Origin of the sequence: Vibrio rumoiensis (assembly GCF_002218045.2) — a bacterium.
GTDB classification, from domain to species: domain Bacteria; phylum Pseudomonadota; class Gammaproteobacteria; order Enterobacterales; family Vibrionaceae; genus Vibrio; species Vibrio rumoiensis.
Map to the genome: position 1 here is coordinate 1,658,468 of NZ_AP018685.1, position 16,480 is coordinate 1,674,947.

The following is a 16,480-nucleotide window of genomic DNA, read 5'->3' on the forward strand; positions in this document are numbered from 1 at the left end:
ACTTCCCTTAAAATGGAATCATCTGTTTATAGCCAGTTTTAGTCATTACACTGCTAAGAATTAAAGTTAAGTGAGTAACCATGAGCCAGCCTGATGTGATTTTTTCAGCCCCAATAGAAAAAATGGGCGATTTTACATTTGATGAACGAGTCGCTGAAGTTTTTCCTGATATGATTCAGCGCTCGGTACCGGGATACAGTAATATTATCTCAGCCATTGGAATGCTCGCAGAACGCTTTGCAAAACCAAACTCAACCGTTTATGACCTTGGTTGTTCTTTAGGTGCCGCAACGCTGTCTATGCGTCGCCATATTGACCAAGAAAACTGCCAAATTATTGCGGTCGATAACTCTTCAGCCATGATTGAACGCTGTAAACTACACATTAATGCCTATCGTTCAGATACTCCGGTCAAGGTTATTGAAGCGGATATTCGCGATATCGAAATTGAAAATGCCTCGGTGGTTGTATTGAACTTTACGTTGCAATTTTTATCACCAGAAGACCGCTTTTCTTTACTCGAAAAAATCTATGCTGGATTGCGTCCTGGCGGTATTTTAATTTTGTCGGAAAAATACATTTTTGAAAACCAAACCGCACATGAGCTATTGATTGATTTGCACCATGATTTCAAACGCGCCAATGGTTATAGCGAATTAGAAATCAGCCAAAAACGTAGTGCAATAGAAAATGTGATGAAACCTGATTCGATTGAATGTCATAAACAACGATTCGAAAAAATCGGTTTCAGTAGTTACGAAGTGTGGTTCCAATGCTTTAACTTTGGCTCCATGTTTGCCATAAAATAGCCATAGTCTTATTAAATCGTTTTTAACGTAAATCTAAAAACTGAATATAAATAAAATTCAATATCCGTATCTAAAATAGAAAGAGTGTTATGTTTAATTTTGCCAACTTTTACCAACTGATTGCTCAAGACCCTCGTCTGCAACCTTGGCTGAATACCCTGCCTCAGCAACTAACTGATTGGCAAAATGCTGAACACGGTGATTTTGAACGCTGGGTAAAAGCACTGAATAAAATTACCGACATCACACCCGATAATATTGATATTGTTTCTCAAGTTAGCATTACCAACAACGAACCTTTCCCGATTGGTGAACAGAAGAAACTAGAAAGCCTACTGCGTACTTTTCACCCTTGGCGCAAAGGCCCTTACCATGTTCATGGTTTGGATATTGAAACCGAATGGCGTTCAGACTGGAAATGGGATCGTGTGCTTCCACATATTTCCGATTTAAAACATCGCTCAGTATTAGATGTCGGTTGCGGTAATGGCTACCACATGTGGCGTATGCTTGGTGCTGGTGCTCGCTTGTGCGTCGGTATCGACCCATCGCATTTATTTCTCGTTCAGTTTGAAGCTATTCGTAAACTGATGGGCAACGATCAACGTGCTCATTTATTGCCTTTAGGGATTGAACAGTTACCTGAATTAAAAGCCTTTGATACGGTATTTAGTATGGGTGTACTCTATCATCGCCGCTCTCCACTTGATCACCTATATCAGTTAAAAAATCAATTAGTTTCCGGTGGTGAGTTAGTCCTTGAAACCTTGGTAATTGAAGGGGATGAAAATGCGGTCTTAGTCCCCATCGACCGCTATGCGCAAATGCGTAACGTTTATTTCTTCCCATCGGCGAAAGCATTGAAAGTCTGGCTAGAAAAATGTGGTTTTATCGACGTGAAAATTGTCGATGAAAATGTCACCTCCACAGATGAACAAAGAAGTACCAATTGGATGACACATAATTCGCTCCCCGATTATTTAGATCCAACTGATCCGAGCAAAACTATTGAAGGCTATCCAGCTCCACGCCGTGCAATATTAATTGCTAAAAACCCATAAAAACAGGTAAGGCGATTCTTAACTCTACAAAGAATTGCCCTACTTGATGTGAAAGCGCTTCACGCTCAAATCGAGATACGCTAAACTTTGAACAACAAATACTTAACAGAGGTTACGACGGTTTAATATGCTCAAAAAATCATTAGGTCTTGCTGTTTTTACCCTAAGTTCACTTTCAGGTTGCGCATATATGACTGGGGAACATTATTCCCAACAAACTATCGAAGCCGTTAATCGCAGTGAAGAAAACCTTTCTAACCGCATCGAAGAACTTGATTCTAATTTAGACAAACAAACGGATTACATCTCAAGTTTAGAATCTGAAATCATTAATTTAAATAATGAAGTCGAAGTATTAAGACGGAATCAACAAAACTTAATTAATGCGACGCGCAAATCTCGCAGTACCCCATCCACCTCCTCTGCTACCTCTAATATTGTTGTTACTAACATGGAACCACAAACTCGCCCAGGTATGGTGACACTAGGGTCATTGGAAAGCATTGATATTGATATTGTGAAAACGGCATTTATTGCTCGTGTCGATACTGGCGCCACAACATCATCGATCAATGCGGTAGATTTACAAGAATTCGAGCGCAATGGTAAAAAGTGGGTTAAATTTCATATATCTGATGAAACTGCACCAGAAGATCGCAAATGGGTCGAAGCCCCAATTATTCGTCATGTGAAGATTCGACAATCGAGTACCAATGCATTAGAACGCAGACCTGTCGTGGAACTTTGGATCAAGATTGGCAGCGTACATGAAAAAGCGCAGTTCACTTTAGCGGACCGTTCACAAATGGACTATCCGATTTTGCTGGGCCGTGAATTTATTCAAGATGTCGCTTATGTCGATGTGAGCCGTGAGTTTATTGAATCTAAAGCGCCTAAAAAAGCTTCAAAACAATAATTTTAATAACAATTTATTTAGACTGGTTAAGGAAAAGTTATGACGTCTAGAGTGCCATTTTATTTTCTCATCGCCATACTTGTTATCACTGGGATTTCATTGAGTGTCATGCGTCATCAAGACTATGGCGTTCCATGGGGGCCAGGGGAATCGCGACAAATATGGGATATCGAGGCTCGTGTAGAGTTTATCGCGTCAGGTGGCCCCGCTAAAGTGTCTTTAGCCGCCCCACATACTCAAGATGGCTTTACCCTCATCGATGAAAGTGCTTCATCACCAGGTTATGGTTTGTCTTACATCAATACCGATACTGGTCGCCGTGCTGAGTGGTCAATCCGTGATGCAAAAGGCCCACAAACGATTTATTACAAAACCCAATTCTTAGTGGATCCTCAATCACAAGCGGAAATTATCCCTCCTGTTGAGGCAGATTTAGTTGTACCAACATTCACAGGCCCACAACAAGCCGCGGTCGATGCGATCACGACTCAAGCTTCTGAGCGCTCTGCTGATAACACAACTTTTACTCGTGAGCTCGTTAAACAATTCAACGACCCAGATAACCAAAATGCCTCACTCCTTCTTGATGATTTCAGCAAAGTAGAAGCCATCGGCAAAATCTTAGCGTCTTCTAAGATCTACAGTAAAACGGTTGGGGTTATCGAATTAGAAGATGGACGTCGCCGTCAATCTATTATTCCGATGATTGAAGTATGGGATGGAAAGGTATGGCAACTGTTTAACCCTGAAAGCACCGAACAAGGTATGACAAGCAACATGCTGATTTGGGATGAATCTAATGTTTCACTACTGGACGTTATCGGTGGTAAAAACAGTAAAGTATTCTTCTCAATGCTGGCTCAAGATGTGTCACCAAGCAGTGCAACTAAGCAAAAAGTCGTTGCAGATAACTTATTGAATTTCTCTATTCACAGCCTACCGTTAGAAGAGCAAGCGATGTTTAAAACCATCATGCTGATCCCTATTGGTGCATTAATCGTGGTGTTTTTACGAGTTCTTATCGGTCTAAAAACATCGGGGACTTTCATGCCCGTGCTAATTGCCGTTGCCTTTGTGCAAACGCAGTTACTACCAGGTATCATCGGCTTCTTACTCATCGTTGGTACTGGCTTAATTATCCGGGGTTATTTATCCAAACTTAACTTGCTACTGGTTTCCCGAATATCAGCCGTTATTATTACCGTAATCTTGATTATTTCGATCTTCACCATCGTGTCATTCAACATTGGTTTGACACAAGGTTTAACCATTACGTTCTTCCCAATGATCATCCTATCTTGGACGATTGAACGTATGTCTATCCTTTGGGAAGAAGAAGGTGCTAAAGAAGTCTTCATGCAAGGGGGCGGCTCACTACTGACTGCAGTGCTTATCTACTTAGCGATGACTAATCCATATGTTCAACATGTGACGTTCAACTTCATCGGCACTCAGTTCATTATCTTAGCCTGTATCCTATCGCTAGGTAACTACACTGGATATCGCCTACTAGAGCTAAAAAGATTCAAACCACTAGCGGAGGACTAAACTATGTTTTCAATGTTTACGTCACCTCAAAAACTTCGCGCTAAAGGTGTGATGGGGATGAACAAACGTAATGGCGCCTACATTGGGCGCTATAACGACCGCTCTAAATACCCACTAGTGGATGACAAACTAAAAACTAAAATTATTGCTCAAGAACACGGTGCAACCGTACCTAAGCTAATTGGTGTTATTGCTCAACAAGCCGAAGTAAAGCGTATCCATGCGATGGTTAAAGACTGGCCGGGTTTTGTGATTAAACCGGCTCGTGGCTCTGGTGGTAAAGGCATCTTAGTGATCATTTCACATAAAGATGGCGTTTACATTAAACCATCCGGCCAAGCGATTAATGAGCAAGATGTGGAACGTCACATTAGTAATGCTTTAGCGGGATTATTTTCACTTGGCGGAAAAAATGATGTTGCCGTTGTTGAGAATCTTATCAAATTTGATGATGTTTCTTTTGATGGCTATAGCTATGAAGGTGTGCCAGATATTCGCGTTATCGTGTTTAAAGGCTACCCAGTAATGGCCATGATGCGTTGTTCAACAGCAGCGTCCGATGGTAAAGCGAACTTGCACCAAGGTGCGGTTGGTGTGGGTTTAGATATTGCAACGGGCCGCGCAGTACGTGCCGTGCAATTTGACCGCCCTATCACCCACCACCCTGATACCGATAAGCCACTTAGTGGTCTTGTCGTACCAAACTGGGAAAAGCTACTGGTGCTTGCATCTAGTGCTTGGGAAATGACAGGATTAGGTTACATGGGTACCGATATGGTATTGGATAAAGAAGAAGGCCCAATGGTATTAGAGTTAAATGCTCGCCCAGGTCTTGCTATCCAGATTGCAAATGGCGCAGGATTACTGCCTCGCTTGCATCATATCGAAAACTTAGGGACACCTTTAAATTATCCGACACCGGAAGAACGAGTCGCTTACGCAGCAAAACAATTTGCTGCAAAATCACAGTTTTAAAAAACGACTCAACTTAAAGCTAATAAAATTAAAAAATCCGCTGATATTATCAATACCAGCGGATTTTTTTAATCAATAGAAATCACTTAGCAAATTACTTCCCTAGTGCCTCTTTATAGTGTCGTCGGCAGACAGATTCATATCGGTCATTCCCACCAATCGCGACCTGATCACCTTCTGCTATCGCCTTGCCATCTTCATCCATGCGGATCACCATGTTCGCTTTGCGTCCACAATGGCAAATAGTTTTTAGCTCCACCAGCTTATCCGCCCAAGCCAACAGGTATTGGCTACCTTCAAATAACTCACCTAAGAAGTCACTTCGCAAACCATAACACAATACTGGTATATGTAATTTATCCACTACTTCTGTCAGTTGATACACTTGCTCTTTATTTAAGAACTGGCATTCATCAATCATAACGCAGTGAATTTTTTCATTGTCACACAACGCTTTAATCGCACTAAACATATCGGTAGTGTCATTATATAAATGAGCATCTGATTGCAAGCCAATGCGAGAGCTAACTTTACCAATACCATCACGATTATCGATTTCTGCCGTGAAAATAACAGGGGTCATGCCACGTTCACGATAATTAAACGATGATTGAAGTAGCGTAGTCGATTTACCCGCATTCATCGCTGAGTAATAAAAATACATCTGTGCCAAAGGAAAAAGCCTTTCTAGTTATCAGTTTCGAGTTTCGAGTTTCGAGTTTCGAGTTTCGAGTTTCGAGTTTCGAGTTTCGAGAAAAAGGCTTGCAGTACATCGGTAACACCACAAGCCCTATTTAATGCCGTCATTTAGAGTTACGACGAATTGTTTTACTTACGACGCCAAGTTGTCCCGTCAGCGCCATCTTCTAGCTCAATGCCAAGCTCATTTAACTTGTCACGTGCTAAATCGGCATTCGCCCAATCTTTTGCGGCACGTGAATCGTTACGTAGTTTGATTAAGGCTTCAATTTCAGCGACTTCGCCATCACTGCCCGCATCACCTTGTAAAAAGGCTTCTGGGTCTTGATGCAAAATACCGATCACATCCGCGAGTTCACGCATTAAAACACCCAATGCTGATGCTTTATCCATATCAACCGTTTTTAAGCGGTTCACTTCACGCGCCATATCAAACAAAACGGAATAGGCTTCTGGAGTGTTAAAATCATCATTCATTGCCGAGCTAAAACGCGCAACGAATTCTTCACCACCAGCAGCAACGACGGATAAATCTAAACCACGCAAAGAAGTATACAAACGCTCTAATGAGGCACGAGCTTGGTTTAGGTTGTCTTCGCTGTAATTTAGCTGACTGCGGTAATGACCTGACATTAAGAAATAACGGACCGTCTCAGAGTCATAATATTTAAGTACATCACGAATGGTAAAAAAGTTACCCAAAGACTTAGACATTTTCTCACGATCAACCATCACCATGCCGCTGTGCATCCAGGTATTTACATACGGCGTATCGTGAGCACAGCAAGATTGGGCTATTTCGTTTTCATGATGTGGGAATTGAAGATCCGAACCACCACCATGAATATCAAAATGTTGACCCAAAATAGATGAGTTCATCGCTGAACATTCAATATGCCAACCAGGACGACCAGGACCCCATGGTGATTCCCATGTAGGTTCGCCTGGTTTAGACATTTTCCAAACCACGAAGTCCATTGGGCTACGTTTAGCACTTTCAACATCAACACGAGCACCCGCTTGCAATTGCTCAAGATCTTGACCGGATAACTTGCCGTATTGTTCAAATTTTTTCACTTCGAACATCACATCGCCATTATCGGCAACGTAAGCAAAGCCACGCTCAATTAAACGTTCAACCAGTTCAATGATTTCTTGGATATAATGCGTCGCACGTGGCTCAACATCAGGGCGTTTAATATTTAACGCATCGAAATCGGCGTACATATCTTGAATCAAACGCTCAGTTAATGACTCACAGCTTTCGTTATTTTCTGCGGCACGTTTGATAATTTTATCGTCAATATCAGTAATATTTCGCACAAAAGTTAAGTCGTAACCTAAAAAGCGTAAGTAGCGTGATACCACATCAAACGAAACAAAAGTACGGCCATGGCCGATATGGCAGAGATCGTAGATGGTCACACCACAAACATACATGCCGATTTTTCCAGCATGAATAGGTTTAAATTCCTCTTTTTGGCGGGTCAACGTGTTATATATTTTTAACATGATCTCTTTCTACGTTTGGTGAAAATTATAATTTTTTGATTATACCGAAACAGGCAATGAAGTCGACATCAAGCCTAACTTTAATAGACTACCCTTACAGTCTATTGATGTTTAAAGTTGCTTTAGAGACGAGTTTCTATAAAATCTAGGCTTCAATTAGAATTAAACATTAAATCCAATGCTAAAGGACCTAACCATGATTATCCTTCACACCAACTTCGGCGATATCAAAGTTCAACTTAACGAAGAAAAAGCACCAGAAACCGCAGCTAATTTTCTTCAATATTGCCAAGATGGCTTCTACGACAACACTCTTTTCCACCGTGTTATCGATGGATTTATGATTCAAGGTGGCGGCATGACCTCTGGCTTGAAAGAAAAAGCAACACGTGCAACCATCAAAAATGAAGCAAACAATGGCCTAAGCAACAAAGTAGGTACATTAGCAATGGCTCGTACGATGGAACCGCATTCTGCAAGCTCTCAGTTCTTCATCAACGTCAATGACAACACCTTCCTAGATTTCAAATCTGAAACCATGAACGGTTGGGGTTACTGTGTGTTTGCTGAAGTGGTTGAAGGCATGGACGTAGTCGAAAAAATTAAAGCAGTCAGCACGGGCTCTTACGGTATGCACCAAGACGTACCACTAGAAGATGTAATGATTACTGGCACAACAATCGAAGCCTAATAGCATCGAATTTGTAGGGGGCTTGGTCCCCCTTTATTTTCCCCACACACAATTTGATAATTCATGACCACCTTATTTATCGCAGATCTTCATCTCTCTCCCCTACGCCCAGATATTACAGCTTGCTTTCTTCGGTTCATGAAAGAAGAAGCTCCTGCTGCAGAAAAGCTATATGTATTAGGTGATCTGTTTGAATTTTGGATCGGTGATGATGATAACTCCCCTTTCAACATAACGATCAAAGATGCGTTTAAACTGCTCACATCAAGTGGTGTAGATTGCTATTTTATACAAGGTAATCGTGATTTCTTATTAGGTCAGCGTTTTTGCCAAGAAACGGGGATGATATTGCTTCCAGAAACCGCGGTCATTGACCTCTACGGTACTGCAACGGTGATTTTACATGGTGACACGTTGTGTACCAAAGATGAGAAATACCAAGAATTCCGTAAAACGGTCCATCAGAAATGGTTGCAACGTTTATTTCACTGTATCCCCTTGTTTATCAGGAAAAAAATCGTTTCCAATATACAAAGTAAAATTAAACAGCAAAAACATTACAAGCAGATGGAAATCATGGATGTGACCCCTGACGAAGTGGTCAATATACTCGAGTCTAACCATGTCACACATATGATTCACGGACACACTCATCGTCCTAACATCCACCAACACCAAACAAATCAAGGCATTGCAACCCGAATTGTATTGGGAGACTGGTATACTCAAGGTTCTATTTTAGTGTGTGATGAAGATGGTTGTGAATTACAACAACGCCCTCTCGGCTAACCTAGATGCTTCGCGAACTAACCGACCAATTTTGTTGATTTTTTAATCTATTTTTTCCCTCTTTCATCTATTCTTAATTAGAGCAAAATGTAAATTTATGAGCCAACGAACAAACTCGTTACATTCTAACTAGCAGGCCAGTTACATTTTCTATATTGTAGAATAAGTTCCTCAATAACAAGCAAAGAGACTCAAGGATGTATTCTTTTATTGCACGCCAGCCTATCGTCGATATTAATAAACGCATAGTGGCTTACGAGTTATTATTCCGTGAAGGGTATAGAAATGAATTCCCCTCGATGGATCCTGAGCGCGCCACAAGCCGCCTATTAATTGAACATTTTTTTCTTACTAATGTTCAGGGTTACGAACAAACGTTATATTTAGTCAATTTCCCTTATCAAAGTTTAGTTGAACAAATTCCAACATTGTTTCCTTCTCATTTATTGATGATTGAAATTCTCGAAGATTGCCCTCCGAGTGATGAACTCTTTGATGCGGTAAAGTCGATGAACGAGAAAGGTTATAAAATCGCACTGGATGATTTTATTCCATCACCAAGTTGGGAGCGCTTTCTACCTTATATCACCACGATTAAATTCGATATAAAGCAAATAGCTATTGCCGACGCTTCAGAGTTCATTCAAGCACATAAACAATACGACCTTTACTACTTAGCAGAAAAGATCGAAAGCCATCAAGAACTTGAAGACGCTCAAAAAGCCGGCTTTGATTTCTTTCAAGGCTACTTCTTATACGAGCCTGAAATTATTCGCGGAAAACGTATTGAGTCTTCTTGTTTTACAGTAGAGCAACTAAAACTTGCCATCCATCAATCCCCTATTGATTTTGAATTAATAGAGCGATTGATTCGTTATGATGTCACCATGTCCTATAAACTGATGCGTTTTATTAATGCGCATTTATCGCAAACTTTTACTTCATTCGAAGATGCCTTTCATGCGCTAGGTCTAGATAGAATCAAACTTTTCATCTCATTATCCCTAACCGCAGCACATGAACTCACACCATCCGTCTATTATCAAACTTCGATGCAAAGAGCGCATTTTTGTGAACAAGTCGCAGCATTAAATACATTCGATCTCAATATTGAACATGCTTATTTTGTTGGCATGTTTTCCCAATTAGATAAATTACTCGAACACCCTTTATCACATCTCATTGAAACGCTGCCGCTTAATAGAGCTGCTATCAATGCATTATTAAAGCAAGAAGGGACGCTCGGTAATATCTTAGGGCTCGCGATTGCCTATGAAAAAAAAGATACCTCAAGCATTCAATGGTTTACTGATAAACTCGCGTTAGATTCCAGTTTGACTGACCAGTTTTACATTAATGCGTTAGACTGGTCGACTCCTGAGTATCATCACCTTCGTTTAGAAGGTAAACTCCTTCATCAACAGTAAAGAGAACCTATGCTTTGTCCATGCTGTAGTCAGCAACCTTATGACCAATGCTGTCAACCAATACATGCCGATACCGCTAACGCTCAATTACCCGTTCAACTAATGCGTGCTCGCTATTGTGCTCATGTTTTAAATAATGTTGGTTTTGTTATTAACAGCTACCATTCTTCATGCCAAGCTGAACAAGAAGCCGAAGCTATTGCTGAATCCGTTGCAAGTCAATGGGAACAACTCGAAGTAATAGACTCACCGCCACCTTCAAATAATGAAGGCTTTGTTGAGTTTAAAGCTTACTTTAAAGAGGACGGTAAACAATACTGCCTACATGAACGTTCAAGATTTATTAAAGAGAATGATCAGTGGCGCTATATTGATGGTGTTATGCCAGAAGAAATCGTTGATCCTCGACTGTATCAAACTATCGAAAACACTAAAATTGGACGCAATGACCCATGCTTGTGTGGCAGTGGTAAAAAATTCAAAAAGTGTTGTGGTTAGGATTAGGCATTCAATAAAAACAAAGCCCGAACCAATGAATTGATTCGGGCTTTGTTTGATTAGAACGTGGATACTAGCGAGTTTTTTTAAACAAAAAGATCATTGGTAACATAACAACGCAAACAAACATCATCAAACGATAGTCTTGTAGGTAACCCAATAGAGCGGCTTGTCGATTTACTTCGGCATCAATCGCATATAAACCGGCCTGAGTACTCACATCATACATCCCTTTTTCTGCTGCCATATGTAATGGATGGCTAAATGGCGTAATGTATTGTGCAAAAGTAGCATGGTTATATTGAATTCGATGTGCAAGATAAGTTGTCACGACTGAAATCCCGATACTACTGCCGATATTTCGAATCAAACTATAAAGTGCAGTGCCCTCTGTTCGGTATTTAGGGGCCAATGTTGAGAAGGTTGTCGTTGATAGTGGAACAAAGACCAACCCTAATCCCAAACCTTGAACAATACCCGTACGAACAATATCCCATGAGCTAATTTCAGCGGTAAATAAGGTCATTTCCCATAATGAAAAAATCATTAATAAAGTACCGATGACCATCAAATAGCGTAAATCCACTTTTCTTGCTAATCGTCCGACAATCAGCATCCCGGCCATAGTGCCAAACCCCCGAGGCGTTAATAGAAAACCAACATCCAATACAGGGTAACCCATTAAGCTTTGCATGAAGGGTGGTAGCAGCGCCATAGTGGACAGTAATACGACCCCCATCATAAAACCAACTGTGATCCCAACGATAAAGTTTCTATCGGCAAACATAACGGGATCTAAGAACGGTTTTTTTGCGGTAAACATGTGCACCACAAACATATACAGAGCAATTGCCGCAATCGCTGTCTCAATGACAATTTCCATACTGGAATACCAGTTTTGCGATTCTCCTCGGTCAAGGAAAAGCTGTAATGAGCCAATGGCAAAAGCAATAAGTGTAAAACCAAAAAGATCGAATTTTCTATCGGCTTCAATGGCGGTTTCTTTCACATAAGCGGCAATACCAAACCATGCTAAAGCGCCAAACGGAATATTGATATAAAACACCCAGCGCCAGTTATAATACTCCGTCAACCAACCGCCAAGTGATGGACCTAAAATTGGCCCAACCATCACCCCAACCCCCCATAAGGCCATTGCTGATCCGTGTTGTTCTTTAGGGTAAGTATCCAGCAATACCGATTGTGATAATGGCACTAAACTGGCACCAAAGATCCCTTGTAGTAAACGGAATAGAATAATTTGATCTAATGACTGCGCAGCCCCACACAGAGCCGAAGCAATGGTAAAACCGATCACAGAATAGATAAATAAGCGCTTACGTCCAATTCTAGCCGCAATAAATCCAGTTAACGGCATCGCGATTGCAGAAGCCACAATATAAGAGGTCAGAACCCAAGAGATCTGATCTTGAGTCGCCCCCATCGCCCCTTGCATATGTGGTAAAGCAACGTTCGCAATCGTCGTATCTAATGCTTGCATGATGGTTGCTAACATTACCGAAAAAGTGATCAGAAGCCTTTTAGCCCCTTCTTCTTTCTCGTTAGGTTGTAATGTAACTTCACTCATAATTTAGCCTTAATTAGAATGACAAATGACGCGTGTGTTCAGTATCAACTGTAACCACTGCACTTAAGCCTGAACGTAACGTTGGCATATTGTCTTTCGCTTCAATGGCAATACGAATAGGTAAACGTTGCGTCACTTTTACCCAATTGCCGGTTGCGTTCTGCGCCGGGATAACTGAGTACTCCGAACCTGTTGCTGGGCTAATACTCGCCACATGTCCTTCCCATTTATGACCAGGGGCATAATCGATTTCAATCTCAACTTTTTGACCGACTTTTACATTGGTCATTTCTTTCTCTGTAAAGTTAGCTTCAATCCATAAATTTTGATCCGCGACCAATAACATGGTGGTGCTATTAGAGGTAATAAACTGACCATCTTCCAAGACCTTAGACACAACACCATCATTCGGAGCATATACATTGACATGCTTTAAATCATTTTCTGATTGATCAAGCTCAGCCATGGCTAATTGATATTTTGGATGATGTTCTACTGGTGCTTTAGGATCACCACCAAGACTTTCTGCTACTTGTTTAAGGGCTTTTTGTAATGCGTTAATTTGCAGTTCAAACAACAAAGTCTTTTGTCGAGCCGAATCATAATCGGCTTCAGAGGCGTAGCTTTTCTTGCGTAAGTTATACTGGCGTTTTTCTTCCAGACGAGCGTAATCTAACTGGCTTTTTGCCACCTCAATATTCGCAAGCTTGCTTTGATATTCAGCTTTCAAGGTTTCAAGGTCAGTGCGTACGTCAGCAAGGTTAGCTTTTGCTCGATCAACAGCGTATTCATAAGGAGTGGGATCAATTTGTACTAATAAGTCACCTTTTTTAACATGCTGATTTTCAACGACTGGCACATTGATCACACGCCCAGCCACTTCAGCATTAATCGGTGTTTTATCGGCTTTCACATAAGCATTGTCTGTTTCAACATAACGCCCACCATGCAAATAAATTGCAAGACTGCCGACAACAATAAGCAATGGGAGAACAAATAGAAGTAAGAAGCGCTTAGACTTAAACTTGGATTGCTTAGGTGATAGTTGAGATCGTTCTTCTATCACCGATTGAGTTGGTTCATTGGCCATATAATTTACCTACGATATAATTTTATTTTTCTAATAAGTTTCGGTGAATATGTTCAAGCGTTTCAATAAATTGTGTACGTTGCTGTTCACTTAAGCCTTCAAGTCCTGATTCCCAAACTTTATTACCAACCTTACTCACAAGGTTTAAACGGGCTTTCGCCGCTGGTAATAAATAAATCAAGTGTGCGCGTCGATCAGAAGGACTAGCACAGCGTTTCACTAGTCCTTCTTCAACGAGCTGGTCAATCACTCTTGCAACCGTCATAGGCTTAATCTCAAGTAATTCCGCTAACTCAACCTGTTTAATACCTTCATTGCGGGCAATAATGCTTAACGCTTTTGCCTGCGCCAAAGTAATGCTACCAATCTCAGGATCATGCTGAAATTTTTTGCGAACCAGACGTGATACATCAGACAGTAGATAACCAACAGGAACTTGAGCCATGAAAAACCCTTACAAAAAGACAACGAAAAGAGTGTCACTGCACACTTCGCCCAAGAAATGAGAAAGCATAAAGTGTGACCACCGACATATAGTAAGCCTTACTTACTATATTTACAATAGATACTACACACTTGTGCAGTAAAATATTTTAATCTACTGATATAAAAGAAAATTAAATTTTAAAATCTATAGATACAAAAAAGGCCAGGTAAATACCTAGCCTTTTGCCTCAATAATTACAGTTGAAATTATTGGTGACGTTCTTTGAGCTTATTTATCACATCATTAAACGATAACCCTTGGTCTTGCAGCAACACAAACAAGTGATACATCAAATCAGCCGATTCGCACACTAGCTCCGCCTTATCGCCCGACGTTGCCGCAAGCGCGACTTCAACGCCCTCTTCGCCCACTTTCTGCGATATACGCTTCGTGCCACGTGCGTATAAACTTGCGGTATAAGAAGATTCAGGGTCGGCACTCTTGCGGGCAGCCAGTAACTGCTCAAGTTGATGAAGCCACACCAATTGACTTTCTTCTTGTCTATCAGCATCAAAACAGGTTGTCGTGCCAGTATGACAAGTTGGCCCAATTGGGTTTACTTTCGCAAGTAATGTATCGTTATCGCAATCTAGCGCTAGATTCACAAGCCCTAAACTGTTTCCAGACTCTTCCCCTTTAGTCCAAAGGCGTTGCTTAGTGCGAGAATAGAAAGTCACCAGCCCGGTATCGGCAGTTTTTTGCAGTGCATCGCCATTCATATATCCCATCATTAACACTTGACTGGATACATAATCTTGCACAATAACAGGCACTAAACCATCGACTTTATCCCAATCAATACGCTCACTTAATGCGTTGACATCTGACGCTTGAAACGTTGATTGTGTTGTTAATGCTTCACTCATAAACGTATCTCCACACCTTGTTGTTTGAGGTATTGTTTTAATTCACCAATGTTAATCACTTGCTTATGAAAAACGGAAGCGGCTAACGCACCATCAACATTGGTCTTTTGATAAGCCTCTGCGAAATGCTCCATCGCCCCTGCACCACCCGATGCGATTAATGGAACATGGCAGACTTCTCTCACCATGTTTAATTGGTCAAGATCGTAACCATTGCGAACGCCATCTTGGTTCATCATATTCAATACAATTTCGCCCGCGCCACGCTTTTGCACTTCTTGCACCCAATCGCGAGTTTCCCACTTAGTTGCTTTGGTCCGCTCTTCATCACCTGTGAACTGGTAGACCTGATATTTTCCCGTGTCTTTATCGTAATAAGAGTCAATTCCAACCACGATACATTGCACACCGAATTTATCGGCAAGTTCAGTAATTAATTGCGGATTAGCTAATGCCGGCGAGTTGATTGATACTTTGTCTGCACCGAATTCAAGAATTCTCGCGGCATCTTCTGCTGATTTAATCCCCCCCGCCACACAAAACGGAATGTCGATCACTTCCGCTACGCGAGAGACCCAACTTTTATCCACGACGCGGCCATCGCTTGAAGCGGTAATATCATAAAAAACCAACTCATCGGCGCCTTCTTCGGCATAACGCTGCGCGAGAGGTACAATATCACCGATGATTTCATGGTTACGAAATTGAACCCCTTTCACCACTTGTCCATCACGAACATCAAGACATGGAATTATTCGCTTTGCCAACATGAGAATGCCTCCTGTGCGGTAAATTTACCATCGAGTAACGCACGACCAACGATCACGCCTGCCACACCAGAACCCTTCAATGCCGCAATATCTTCTAAGCGACCAATACCACCAGAAGATTGAAATTGTACTTGTGGATATTGATTACACAAATCTACGTACAGTTCGACATTAGAGCCAGTCAGTGTGCCATCGCGCGAAATATCAGTACACAACACGTGCGTTAAACCAACCGTTAAATAATCATCAATTAACGCTTCAATCGTCACACCTGAATCTTCTTGCCAGCCTGAAATCGCGACTCGACGTACACCTTGCTCATCAATATTAATATCCAAGGCCAACACAATTTTTTCAGCGCCGTATTTTTCCATCCAACCTTTTACTAGCTCAGGTTGTTTTACAGCAGTAGAACCAACAACCACACGCTGAGCGCCAGCTTCAAGTAGATCGATCACATCTTGCTCAGTTCGCACACCACCACCGATTTGAATATTGGCTGGAGTACCGGCAAGTAACTTAGCAATCAAATCTAATTGGCGGGCAGACGTATCTTTCGCGCCGGTTAAATCCACTAAATGAAGCCAGTCTGCGCCAGCTTGGTGATACAAGTTGAATTGCTCAACAGGATCAACTTTATATTCGGTCTTTTGGCCATAATCGCCTTGAAATAGGCGAACGACTTGACCATCAATTAAATCTAATGCGGGAATAATCAAACTCAATTCCTTTTATATAATATCCATCTCATCAC

17 protein-coding genes are annotated in these 16,480 nt (G+C 41.3%); 9 read left to right on the forward strand and 8 right to left on the reverse strand.

Annotated features, from left to right (window positions below; translation table 11 throughout):
* Positions 1–80 precede the first annotated feature (80 nt).
* The 5 genes from cmoA (at position 81) to VRUMOI_RS07675 (ending at position 5,309) form a co-directional block, all read left to right on the forward strand.
* Positions 81–809: a carboxy-S-adenosyl-L-methionine synthase CmoA gene (cmoA, locus tag VRUMOI_RS07655; protein ID WP_089139728.1), complete on the forward strand. Its 729-nt coding sequence runs from the start codon at positions 81–83 to the stop codon at positions 807–809.
* An 89-nt stretch (positions 810–898) separates the two neighbouring features.
* On the forward strand, positions 899–1,870 hold the full coding sequence (cmoB, locus tag VRUMOI_RS07660) for a tRNA 5-methoxyuridine(34)/uridine 5-oxyacetic acid(34) synthase CmoB (protein WP_089139727.1): 972 nt from the start codon (positions 899–901) through the stop codon (positions 1,868–1,870).
* Between the two features lie 127 nt (positions 1,871–1,997).
* Complete coding sequence (locus tag VRUMOI_RS07665; RefSeq protein WP_089139726.1) at positions 1,998–2,786, forward strand: ATP-dependent zinc protease family protein; 789 nt, start codon at positions 1,998–2,000, stop codon at positions 2,784–2,786.
* A gap of 39 nt (positions 2,787–2,825) precedes the next feature.
* Positions 2,826–4,334, forward strand: a complete 1,509-nt coding sequence (locus VRUMOI_RS07670) for an inactive transglutaminase family protein (RefSeq protein ID WP_089139725.1) — start codon at positions 2,826–2,828, stop codon at positions 4,332–4,334.
* 3 nt (positions 4,335–4,337) lie between these two features.
* Positions 4,338–5,309 (forward strand): alpha-L-glutamate ligase-like protein, encoded by a 972-nt coding sequence (locus VRUMOI_RS07675; protein ID WP_089139724.1) that lies wholly within the window; start codon positions 4,338–4,340, stop codon positions 5,307–5,309.
* 94 nt (positions 5,310–5,403) lie between these two features.
* On the opposite strand, the gene VRUMOI_RS07680 is transcribed toward VRUMOI_RS07675, so the two are convergent.
* Positions 5,404–5,982, reverse strand: coding sequence for a thymidine kinase (locus tag VRUMOI_RS07680; RefSeq protein ID WP_089139723.1), 579 nt, complete (start codon positions 5,980–5,982; stop codon positions 5,404–5,406).
* A gap of 155 nt (positions 5,983–6,137) precedes the next feature.
* Positions 6,138–7,520 carry a cysteine--tRNA ligase gene (cysS, locus tag VRUMOI_RS07685; RefSeq protein ID WP_089139722.1) on the reverse strand — a complete coding sequence of 461 codons (1,383 nt, stop codon included), beginning with the start codon at positions 7,518–7,520 and terminating at the stop codon, positions 6,138–6,140.
* 196 nt (positions 7,521–7,716) lie between these two features.
* Between cysS and VRUMOI_RS07690 the strand changes: the two genes are divergently transcribed.
* The 4 genes from VRUMOI_RS07690 (at position 7,717) to VRUMOI_RS07705 (ending at position 10,925) form a co-directional block, all read left to right on the forward strand.
* A complete protein-coding gene (locus VRUMOI_RS07690) occupies positions 7,717–8,211 on the forward strand; it encodes a peptidylprolyl isomerase (protein ID WP_089139721.1) in 495 nt (164 codons plus the stop codon).
* A gap of 63 nt (positions 8,212–8,274) precedes the next feature.
* Positions 8,275–9,000, forward strand: coding sequence for a UDP-2,3-diacylglucosamine diphosphatase (gene lpxH / locus VRUMOI_RS07695; RefSeq protein WP_089139720.1), 726 nt, complete (start codon positions 8,275–8,277; stop codon positions 8,998–9,000).
* 197 nt (positions 9,001–9,197) lie between these two features.
* Complete coding sequence (locus tag VRUMOI_RS07700; protein WP_089139719.1) at positions 9,198–10,427, forward strand: EAL and HDOD domain-containing protein; 1,230 nt, start codon at positions 9,198–9,200, stop codon at positions 10,425–10,427.
* A gap of 9 nt (positions 10,428–10,436) precedes the next feature.
* On the forward strand, positions 10,437–10,925 hold the full coding sequence (locus VRUMOI_RS07705) for a YchJ family metal-binding protein (protein WP_089139718.1): 489 nt from the start codon (positions 10,437–10,439) through the stop codon (positions 10,923–10,925).
* Positions 10,926–10,998: 73 nt separating this feature from the next.
* Here VRUMOI_RS07705 and VRUMOI_RS07710 read toward each other — a convergent pair whose 3' ends face one another.
* The 6 genes from VRUMOI_RS07710 to hisA all read right to left on the reverse strand — a co-directional run bounded on the left by VRUMOI_RS07710 (position 10,999) and on the right by hisA (position 16,445).
* Entirely contained in the window at positions 10,999–12,513 is a 1,515-nt protein-coding gene (locus VRUMOI_RS07710) for a DHA2 family efflux MFS transporter permease subunit (protein ID WP_089139717.1), read from the reverse strand.
* Between the two features lie 13 nt (positions 12,514–12,526).
* Entirely contained in the window at positions 12,527–13,603 is a 1,077-nt protein-coding gene (locus VRUMOI_RS07715; protein WP_089139716.1) for an HlyD family secretion protein, read from the reverse strand.
* 22 nt (positions 13,604–13,625) lie between these two features.
* Entirely contained in the window at positions 13,626–14,048 is a 423-nt protein-coding gene (locus VRUMOI_RS07720) for a MarR family winged helix-turn-helix transcriptional regulator (protein WP_089139715.1), read from the reverse strand.
* 248 nt (positions 14,049–14,296) lie between these two features.
* Positions 14,297–14,956, reverse strand: coding sequence for a bifunctional phosphoribosyl-AMP cyclohydrolase/phosphoribosyl-ATP diphosphatase HisIE (hisIE, locus tag VRUMOI_RS07725; RefSeq protein WP_089139714.1), 660 nt, complete (start codon positions 14,954–14,956; stop codon positions 14,297–14,299).
* Positions 14,953–15,726 (reverse strand): imidazole glycerol phosphate synthase subunit HisF, encoded by a 774-nt coding sequence (gene hisF / locus VRUMOI_RS07730; protein WP_089139713.1) that lies wholly within the window; start codon positions 15,724–15,726, stop codon positions 14,953–14,955. Before hisF ends, hisIE begins: the two co-directional genes overlap by 4 nt.
* Entirely contained in the window at positions 15,708–16,445 is a 738-nt protein-coding gene (hisA, locus tag VRUMOI_RS07735) for a 1-(5-phosphoribosyl)-5-[(5-phosphoribosylamino)methylideneamino]imidazole-4-carboxamide isomerase (protein ID WP_089139712.1), read from the reverse strand. Before hisA ends, hisF begins: the two co-directional genes overlap by 19 nt.
* Positions 16,446–16,480 lie beyond the last annotated feature (35 nt).

Excerpts from the sequence above, each read along its gene's own strand:
- cmoA (WP_089139728.1), top strand. The coding sequence starts at position 81 with ATGAGCCAGCCTGATGTGATTTTTTCAGCCCCAATAGAAAAAATGGGC.
- cmoB (WP_089139727.1), top strand. The coding sequence starts at position 899 with ATGTTTAATTTTGCCAACTTTTACCAACTGATTGCTCAAGACCCTCGT.
- VRUMOI_RS07665 (WP_089139726.1), top strand. The coding sequence starts at position 1,998 with ATGCTCAAAAAATCATTAGGTCTTGCTGTTTTTACCCTAAGTTCACTT.
- VRUMOI_RS07670 (WP_089139725.1), top strand. The coding sequence starts at position 2,826 with ATGACGTCTAGAGTGCCATTTTATTTTCTCATCGCCATACTTGTTATC.
- VRUMOI_RS07675 (WP_089139724.1), top strand. The coding sequence starts at position 4,338 with ATGTTTTCAATGTTTACGTCACCTCAAAAACTTCGCGCTAAAGGTGTG.
- cysS (WP_089139722.1), bottom strand. The coding sequence starts at position 7,520 with ATGTTAAAAATATATAACACGTTGACCCGCCAAAAAGAGGAATTTAAA.
- VRUMOI_RS07690 (WP_089139721.1), top strand. The coding sequence starts at position 7,717 with ATGATTATCCTTCACACCAACTTCGGCGATATCAAAGTTCAACTTAAC.
- lpxH (WP_089139720.1), top strand. The coding sequence starts at position 8,275 with ATGACCACCTTATTTATCGCAGATCTTCATCTCTCTCCCCTACGCCCA.
- VRUMOI_RS07700 (WP_089139719.1), top strand. The coding sequence starts at position 9,198 with ATGTATTCTTTTATTGCACGCCAGCCTATCGTCGATATTAATAAACGC.
- VRUMOI_RS07705 (WP_089139718.1), top strand. The coding sequence starts at position 10,437 with ATGCTTTGTCCATGCTGTAGTCAGCAACCTTATGACCAATGCTGTCAA.
- VRUMOI_RS07710 (WP_089139717.1), bottom strand. The coding sequence starts at position 12,513 with ATGAGTGAAGTTACATTACAACCTAACGAGAAAGAAGAAGGGGCTAAA.
- VRUMOI_RS07715 (WP_089139716.1), bottom strand. The coding sequence starts at position 13,603 with ATGGCCAATGAACCAACTCAATCGGTGATAGAAGAACGATCTCAACTA.
- VRUMOI_RS07720 (WP_089139715.1), bottom strand. The coding sequence starts at position 14,048 with ATGGCTCAAGTTCCTGTTGGTTATCTACTGTCTGATGTATCACGTCTG.
- hisIE (WP_089139714.1), bottom strand. The coding sequence starts at position 14,956 with ATGAGTGAAGCATTAACAACACAATCAACGTTTCAAGCGTCAGATGTC.
- hisF (WP_089139713.1), bottom strand. The coding sequence starts at position 15,726 with ATGTTGGCAAAGCGAATAATTCCATGTCTTGATGTTCGTGATGGACAA.